The sequence below is a fragment of the Buttiauxella sp. genome, assembly GCF_035271705.1.
Taxonomy (GTDB): domain Bacteria; phylum Pseudomonadota; class Gammaproteobacteria; order Enterobacterales; family Enterobacteriaceae; genus Buttiauxella.
Map to the genome: position 1 here is coordinate 1 of NZ_DATERI010000056.1, position 7,617 is coordinate 7,617.

Genomic DNA, 7,617 nt, shown 5'->3' on the forward strand with positions numbered 1-7,617 from the left:
CGTAACAAACATCGTTTCCGTATTCTGAATCGTCGTTTCTCACATGCGCACGTTGATCGCCTGCATCAACAAAACGTGCAGAGTATCGAAACCAGCTCGCTGCACCTCGGTTTACTCGGGGACATGAAGCGTCTGAACTCGTTGTTCTGCGCCGTCGCGTACAGCGTACTTGAGCAGCCCGACGATGATGAGCGCGACGAATATTAACGCACAAGACACTTTCTGAATTGAAGGTGCCGGCTCAGGAATGAGGAACTTTAGTGGTCAACTCAATCCCCAGCGCCTTCATCACTGCGAGAGTGCTTTTAAGTGTCGGATTTCCATCTTCACTAAACGAACGGTATAACTGCTCGCGTGATAAGCCGGTTTCACTGGCAACGGATGCCATACCTTTCGCTCGAGCCACAATACCTAGTGCTTTGGCAATGTACGCGGCATCGCCGGTTTCCAGTGCATCGGCCATGAAAAAGGAAATTTCTTCATCATCAACTAATGCTGCTGCTGGGTCATATGTTGTAAATGTTCCACTCATCCTCTTGTTCCTTCCAGGTTTTCGCCAGCATTCTTGCAATGGCAATATCATTAGTTTGAGAGCTCTTATTACCGCCGCAAAGAATCAACAGAATTGAATGGTCATACTGGCGGTAATAGATACGGTAGCCGGGACCATAGTGAATTCTCAGTTCACTGATACCTTCACCAACAGATGCAACATCACCAGGTAAATCATTAGCAAGGCGGTAAAGCCGAGCGGCGATGGCGGTTCGTGCTCGTTTATCTTTGAGGTTCAATACCCATTTTTGGAATGAGGTCGATTGTATAAGCTCTTTTGTTGACATTGTAGTTTATAAAATACTTTGAGGGTAGAGAGTCGAAATCTGAAAGTATTCGTTTGGTGGCGTTTCACAATGGGGTTGTTATCAACTTGGAAAGAGGGCCGCAACCCACTTTTTCGCTCTGCGAGATCCCTCGAGATAATCAGACAATGTGTGTTCTGCCTGTTCGCATCGCCTCTCAGGTAAGGTATATTCCAGGTTTTACGGAGGAATCATGCTGACCAATTCATCTATACGACTGAACAAATACATCAGCGAGAGCGGTATCTGCTCCCGTCGTGATGCCGATCGTTACATCGAACAAGGGAATGTTTTTATCAACGGCAAACGCGCCGCGATTGGCGATCAGGTATTTGCCGGAGACGTGGTGAAGGTTAATGGTCAGCTCATTGAACCCCGTGACGAAGACGATCTGGTTCTTATCGCGCTGAACAAGCCTGTGGGTATCGTGAGTACCACCGAAGATGGCGAAAAGGACAACATTGTCGATTTCGTTAACCACAGCAAACGCGTTTTCCCTATTGGGCGTTTAGATAAAGACTCCCAGGGGCTGATTTTCCTCACCAACCATGGCGATCTGGTGAATAAAATCCTGCGTGCTGGGAATGACCATGAAAAAGAGTACGTCGTTACGGTCAATAAACCGGTCACTGACGAGTTCATTCGTGGCATGGGCGCAGGTGTTCCGATGCTGGGCACCGTAACCAAAAAATGCAAAGTGAAGAAAGAAGCACCGTTTGTGTTTCGCATCACCTTGGTACAAGGCCTTAACCGGCAGATTCGCCGTATGTGCGAACACTTTGGTTATGAAGTGACGAAGCTTGAACGTACTCGCATTATGAACGTCAGTATGAAAGGGCTACCGCTGGGTGAATGGCGCGATTTAACCGAAGATGAGTTGGTCGAGCTGTTTAAACTGATTGAGAATTCTTCTTCAGAGGCGAAGCCTGCAAAAAAACCAAAGGCCAAACCCGCCGTTGCAAAAAAACCGGTAAGTGCAGTGCCAAAGAGCAGCGCGAAAACCCCGGCAGAGCTTGCTTCACGCAAACGCTTTGCTCAGCCAGGGCGCAAAAAGAAAGGGCGCTAGGTTAGCGCTTTCCGCGTGAATGGCTGTTGGCAGACCAGGAATAAGTGGCAGATGTATCTGGTTTTGCCGCTTTTTGCTTTTTGATCTGGCGCACTTTTTTAGCCGCCTGTTCACGTGCTTCCATTAATTGGTCGATATAGGTTTTTTTAACGTGGTTGATTTCTGAGTTTGTCAGGGGGCGACCATGGGCGATGCGTGCGCGGTCTAGCCGCGTTTTCAGTTCGCGCTGCTCGGCTTCGGTCATATCTTGCTGTGTCAGTCTTGATGTGGACATCATTGCGGCCTCTTATGAAGTGGCCTCCAGTGTAAAGCAAAGTGCCCGCTAGCTCAGTAAAAATCAGCTTCTGGTCGCAAAGTTAGCCGAATATGTTGGTAAATATGCACAGTTGTATTGGCAAATTTGTTAGCGTTTCGCTGAGTTAAAAGCAAAAAGCCCGGTTTCCCGAGCTTTTTGCTAAATCAGTAGTGCATCAAGCGCGGCGCTTTTTCAACTGCTTATCTTTGTTTTCATCAATCGTTTTGCCAGACCAGTAACCTGCCAGAAGCGAGCCGGACAGATTGTGCCACACCGAGAACAGTGCGCCAGGAAGGGCTGCCAATGGTGAGAAGTACATCTTGCCAAGAGCGGCCGCAAGGCCTGAGTTCTGCATACCCACTTCAATTGCCAGTGTGCGACAAGTGGACTCATCAAAGCCAAAGAGTTTTCCGCCCCAATATCCGCTCAGTAACCCAATACTGTTATGCAGAATGACCGCAATGATAACCATCAGGCCAACCGATGCGATATGCGAAGCTGAACCGGCCACCACGGCACTGATAATCGCCAGAATACACAGCATCGAAAACGCGGGCAACCAGGGTTCGACACGCTTTACAAGGCGCGGGAAGAGGTGGTGTAAAATCAAACCGAGGCCAATGGGGATCACCACGATTTTCAGGATGCTCAGTAGCATACCCATCACATCCACTTGGATTTCCGCATCGACATACAAACGTGTCAGTAATGGGGTAGCAAAAACCCCGACCAGCGTGGACACAGAGGAAATGGTCACCGAGAGTGCCACATCGCCTTTTGCCAGATAAATCATCACGTTTGATGCCGTACCACTCGCCACACTGCCTACCAGAACCATCCCTGCGGAAAGATCAGGTGGCATATTGAATAGTTTCGCCAGGACCCAGGCCGCCAGTGGCATGATCAGATAGTGCAAAAACGTTGCCGCCGCGACAGGGGCAGGGCGTGATAACACCCGTTTAAAATCATCCAGCCGTAGATGCACGCCCATGCCAAACATAATCAGCATCAAAAGCGTGCTGACCCACGGGCCGAGGGGGGTGAACGTGCCGGGAGTATAGAAGGCGAGTACAGACAGCAGCACCGCCCAGAGCGGGAACAGCCGGGTGAATACAGAGAGCATATTGAGATCCTTGCAAGTGTTGTGTTGTTTTATGGTTATAAAAATGCCGGGATCGAGCCCGGCATTTGGTATTCATCTCATGAGTTTAAAAATTATTCAAACAGATTGTGGTGAAGTTTTTTCACGACTTGTTCAACGTCATCGCCAGGCACCAGGAAGCACAGGTTATAGCTGGATGCGCCGTAACAAATCATACGGATATTGAACGGATCGAGTACGCCAAACACCTCTTTGCCCACGCCACAAGCTTTGGACAGGTTGTTACCGATGATAGCGACCAACGCGAGGTTTTCTTCCACTTCCACACGGCATAGCGAGGAAAGCTCAGTCAGCAATGACGTGGTCAGCAGGCTTTCATCTGTCGATGTTGAACCCGTGGTGTCCAGCGTCAGCGCGATGCTGACTTCGGACGTGGTAATCAAATCGACGGAAATATTGTGGTGCGCCAGAATATTGAAAACTTCCGCGAGGAAACCGTGAGCGTGCAACATGCTCAAGCTATTCAGTGTCACCAGGGTTTGTTTGCGGCGAACAGCCAGAGCGCGGAACAACGGCGGATTGTCGGTTGCATTACATACGAGAGTTCCACCCGCTTTTGGATCTTTGCTGGAGCCGACAAACACCGGGATATCACGACGAACGGCAGGCATTAATGTTGCTGGATGCAGGACTTTTGCACCGAATGTTGCCATTTCAGCGGCTTCTTCAAATGTGATTTTGTCGATGCGTTTTGCCGAGGGCACCATGCGTGGATCGGTGGTGTAAATGCCCGGGACGTCAGTCCAGATATCAACACGGCTGGCATTTAACGCTTCACCCAACAGTGCGGCAGTATAGTCGCTACCGCCACGGCCAAGCGTGGTGGTGCGGCCTTTGGCTTCGCTACCGATAAAGCCTTGAGTAATCACCAGGGATTGTGCCAGACGCGGTTGAAGCTGCTGGCTTGCCAGCTCTGCTAATGTCGCCACATCAGGTTCAGCGCGGCCAAAACGGTCGTTGGTACGCATGATTTTGCGGATATCAAACCATTGTGCATCGACTTTGCGTTCACGCAGGATCTCAACAAACAGCAGCGTAGACATTAATTCGCCGTGGCTGACCAGTTCGTCAGTTAACGCGGTAGAAGTCGCCAGTGATGCCGCTTCAGCCAGGGTGGTGATGTTTTCAAGCAGGCGTTCAATTTCTTCGCGGATGATCTGCGGATGAGACAGACGTTCGACGATGTCATATTGAATTTTGCGAATAGCATCAAGCTTAACGAAACGCTCCGTCGCTTCCAGGCCTTGCGCCAGCGCAACCAGCAAATTGGTGATACCCGCAGAAGCGGAAAGTACCACTACGCGAACATTTTCATCGGCAAGCACCACGTCGGCGCTGCGATTCATTGCGTCGTAATCAGCAACGCTGGTGCCGCCAAATTTGGCGATAACGGTTTGTGGGTAAGACATTACAACCTCGTGTCAGGGAGCAATCCGTCATTCTTCAGGCTGCATCTTTGTTGGATGCACTCGAATAAATCCGGAGTAATGGCATTAAATTTTTCAGCCTTGGCACAAGGGGGGAAGAGAAAGGGGCAGACGTAGAAAAGAAAACCTGAACTACGGATACACCCAGAAGCGCCCCACCTTGTCTACCCAGAGTCTGTACATTACAACGCAATGTGTCCGGGTATAAGCATCCGACTACCGAATGCTTCTGGTGACAACCCAAGGGATTCAGCCCTTGTAGTCGATAACATACGCTGCCATACGCATATTATCTCGGCGTCGCTCCCCCTCCTGTGTCGTCTGCGGATTGGCTCCTCAAACACGATACCTGGGCGACGCGCCTCTTCTGGCTTACTCACAAGTGAGCAAGTAGCCGTATACAAATAAAATGTAACGCGACAGATGTCAACGTCTGAAAGATGCAGAGTTTTCATTCTGTACCCGTGCCATTAGGGTGTGGGGTAAGGTCGGTGTCGTTTGTCCATCTACTGCGGTAGTTTTTCATTCTTCCCTAGGCGTGAAATTGGCACTGTACCGAGATTTTTCTCTAAATAATCCAGACAACCAAAATATTCATTTAATCGCGTTGCTTGCGCTGTTGCGCTCCCAACGCGATCTATGGGCTGAAAATGAACTGAGGATTTTTTCGCTGGCACATAATCTGAAAAGGTATTCCCAGGGCTTGGGTAGAAAAATCATCACAAATCCCGTTTTGTGGATATACAATTGACCGCAGTCACAGTTCTCAAATCAAAAGGGTATCGCTATGAAAAATATCAACCCAACGCAGACCGCTGCATGGCAGGCTTTGCAAGCGCATTTTGACGAAATGAAAGATGTCACTATCGCTGAGCTTTTTGCGCAGGATGCCGACCGTTTTGCTAAATTCTCTGCCACGTTCGACGATTCAATGCTGGTGGATTACTCCAAAAACCTCATCACTGAAGAAACCCTGACTAAGCTGCAGGCGTTGGCGAAAGAGACTGATTTGCAAGGTGCAATCAAGTCCATGTTCTCTGGTGAGAAGATTAACCGTACTGAAGACCGTGCTGTGCTGCACGTTGCGCTGCGTAACCGTAGCAACACGCCAATCGTCGTTGATGGCAAAGATGTCATGCCAGAAGTGAACGCGGTGCTTGAGAAGATGAAAACCTTCTCCGAAAGCATTATTAGCGGTAACTGGAAAGGCTACACCGGCAAAGCGATCACTGATGTTGTGAACATCGGTATCGGCGGTTCAGACCTCGGCCCATTCATGGTGACCGAAGCGCTGCGTCCGTACAAAAACCACCTCAACATGCACTTTGTGTCCAACGTTGATGGCACACATATCGCTGAAGTTCTGAAGAAAGTTGACCCGGAAACCACGCTGTTCCTGGTGGCGTCTAAAACCTTCACCACTCAGGAAACCATGACCAACGCCCACAGTGCGCGTGACTGGTTCCTGGCAACGGCTGGCGACAACAAGCACGTAGCGAAACACTTTGCTGCGCTGTCGACTAATGCGAAAGCCGTGGGTGAATTCGGTATCGACACTGCCAACATGTTTGAGTTCTGGGACTGGGTCGGTGGCCGTTACTCTCTGTGGTCAGCCATTGGCTTGTCCATCATCCTGTCTGTAGGTTACGAAAACTTCGTTGAACTGCTTTCCGGCGCACACGCAATGGATCAGCATTTCGCCAATACACCAGCAGAACAGAACCTGCCCGTGCTGCTGGCGCTGATCGGTATCTGGTACAACAATTTCTTTGGCGCTGAAACCGAAGCCATTCTGCCATACGACCAGTACATGCACCGTTTTGCGGCTTACTTCCAGCAGGGCAACATGGAATCCAACGGTAAGTGTGTTGACCGTAACGGCAACGCCGTGGATTACCAGACTGGCCCAATCATCTGGGGCGAGCCGGGCACTAATGGCCAGCACGCGTTCTACCAGCTGATTCACCAGGGCACCAAAATAGTTCCTTGCGATTTCATCGCACCGGCGACCAGTCACAACCCGCTTTCTGACCACCATCCTAAACTGCTGTCTAACTTCTTTGCGCAGACAGAAGCGCTGGCGTTCGGCAAAGCTCGCGATGTGGTTGAGCAGGAATATGCAGACCAGGGTAAAGACCCGAAAACTCTGGAACACGTGGTACCGTTCAAAGTGTTCGAAGGTAATCGCCCAACTAACTCCATCCTGCTGCGTGACATCACTCCGTTCAGCCTCGGCGCACTGATTGCGCTGTATGAGCACAAGATCTTCACTCAGGGTGCAATTCTGAACATCTTCACCTTCGATCAGTGGGGTGTTGAATTAGGTAAGCAACTGGCTAACCGTATTCTTCCAGAACTGGGTGATGAAGCGGAAATCAGCAGCCACGATAGCTCTACGAATGGATTAATCAATCGCTATAAATCCTGGCGCTAATACCCGTCATACTTCGAGTTGTGGGGGTGTTGGTTGCACTGACTCATCACTCGAATTATTGAGGGTATAGATAAATGTAGTTAAATATAAGCCGGCCTTATGCGCCGGCTTATTTATTTCTACCAAATAATTATAAGATAAATCCCCTTGCTGCTTAATATCCTCCATTCTTCCCGCTGAGGTTAATCCTAAAAAAATCTATACCCTGAAAATTAAAGAGGGATATTTTAGGATTAATTAGATTGAATGACTTTTTGTTAATATATTAACTATTTGTTTTTTAACAATTAAACAAATTAGTGTCATTCGCTTTATTGTTATATTTCCAACTATCTTAAATCACATTCCATATTTCCCACATCGGTCTAACCCTATT

7 protein-coding genes, 1 pseudogene and 1 riboswitch are annotated in these 7,617 nt (G+C 49.1%); of the genes and pseudogenes, 3 read left to right on the forward strand and 5 right to left on the reverse strand.

What is annotated here, in order from left to right; genetic code table 11:
* Positions 1-207, forward strand: a pseudogene (locus VJY99_RS04865) (Na/Pi cotransporter family protein); the annotation flags it as partial.
* Positions 208-241: 34 nt separating this feature from the next.
* Here the strand turns inward: VJY99_RS04865 and VJY99_RS04870 are convergent.
* Positions 242-532 (reverse strand): addiction module antidote protein, encoded by a 291-nt coding sequence (locus VJY99_RS04870; protein WP_324116852.1) that lies wholly within the window; start codon positions 530-532, stop codon positions 242-244.
* On the reverse strand, positions 507-839 hold the full coding sequence (locus tag VJY99_RS04875) for a type II toxin-antitoxin system RelE/ParE family toxin (protein ID WP_324116854.1): 333 nt from the start codon (positions 837-839) through the stop codon (positions 507-509). The genes VJY99_RS04870 and VJY99_RS04875 overlap by 26 nt, the downstream gene beginning before the upstream one ends.
* Positions 840-1,050: 211 nt before the next feature.
* On the opposite strand from VJY99_RS04875, the gene rluF reads away from it, so the two are divergent.
* On the forward strand, positions 1,051-1,923 hold the full coding sequence (rluF, locus tag VJY99_RS04880) for a 23S rRNA pseudouridine(2604) synthase RluF (protein ID WP_324116856.1): 873 nt from the start codon (positions 1,051-1,053) through the stop codon (positions 1,921-1,923).
* Between the two features lies 1 nt (position 1,924).
* Here rluF and VJY99_RS04885 read toward each other — a convergent pair whose 3' ends face one another.
* The 3 genes from VJY99_RS04885 to lysC all read right to left on the reverse strand — a co-directional run bounded on the left by VJY99_RS04885 (position 1,925) and on the right by lysC (position 4,789).
* A complete protein-coding gene (locus VJY99_RS04885; protein ID WP_064541291.1) occupies positions 1,925-2,197 on the reverse strand; it encodes a DUF3811 domain-containing protein in 273 nt (90 codons plus the stop codon).
* 196 nt (positions 2,198-2,393) lie between these two features.
* Positions 2,394-3,341, reverse strand: coding sequence for a ketopantoate/pantoate/pantothenate transporter PanS (gene panS, locus VJY99_RS04890; RefSeq protein WP_324116860.1), 948 nt, complete (start codon positions 3,339-3,341; stop codon positions 2,394-2,396).
* Between the two features lie 92 nt (positions 3,342-3,433).
* The gene (gene lysC, locus VJY99_RS04895) at positions 3,434-4,789 is read right to left on the reverse strand and encodes a lysine-sensitive aspartokinase 3 (protein WP_324116862.1); all 1,356 of its coding nucleotides are present in this window, start codon (positions 4,787-4,789) and stop codon (positions 3,434-3,436) included.
* A 158-nt stretch (positions 4,790-4,947) separates the two neighbouring features.
* Positions 4,948-5,182, reverse strand: a riboswitch (Lysine riboswitch).
* Between the two features lie 412 nt (positions 5,183-5,594).
* Between lysC and pgi the strand changes: the two genes are divergently transcribed.
* Positions 5,595-7,241, forward strand: coding sequence for a glucose-6-phosphate isomerase (pgi, locus tag VJY99_RS04900; RefSeq protein ID WP_324116864.1), 1,647 nt, complete (start codon positions 5,595-5,597; stop codon positions 7,239-7,241).
* Positions 7,242-7,617: the final 376 nt, after the last annotated feature.

What these genes read in the sequence shown, in the direction of transcription:
- VJY99_RS04870 (WP_324116852.1), bottom strand. Translation starts at nt 532, where the DNA reads ATGAGTGGAACATTTACAACATATGACCCAGCAGCAGCATTAGTTGAT.
- VJY99_RS04875 (WP_324116854.1), bottom strand. Translation starts at nt 839, where the DNA reads ATGTCAACAAAAGAGCTTATACAATCGACCTCATTCCAAAAATGGGTA.
- rluF (WP_324116856.1), top strand. Translation starts at nt 1,051, where the DNA reads ATGCTGACCAATTCATCTATACGACTGAACAAATACATCAGCGAGAGC.
- VJY99_RS04885 (WP_064541291.1), bottom strand. Translation starts at nt 2,197, where the DNA reads ATGTCCACATCAAGACTGACACAGCAAGATATGACCGAAGCCGAGCAG.
- panS (WP_324116860.1), bottom strand. Translation starts at nt 3,341, where the DNA reads ATGCTCTCTGTATTCACCCGGCTGTTCCCGCTCTGGGCGGTGCTGCTG.
- lysC (WP_324116862.1), bottom strand. Translation starts at nt 4,789, where the DNA reads ATGTCTTACCCACAAACCGTTATCGCCAAATTTGGCGGCACCAGCGTT.
- pgi (WP_324116864.1), top strand. Translation starts at nt 5,595, where the DNA reads ATGAAAAATATCAACCCAACGCAGACCGCTGCATGGCAGGCTTTGCAA.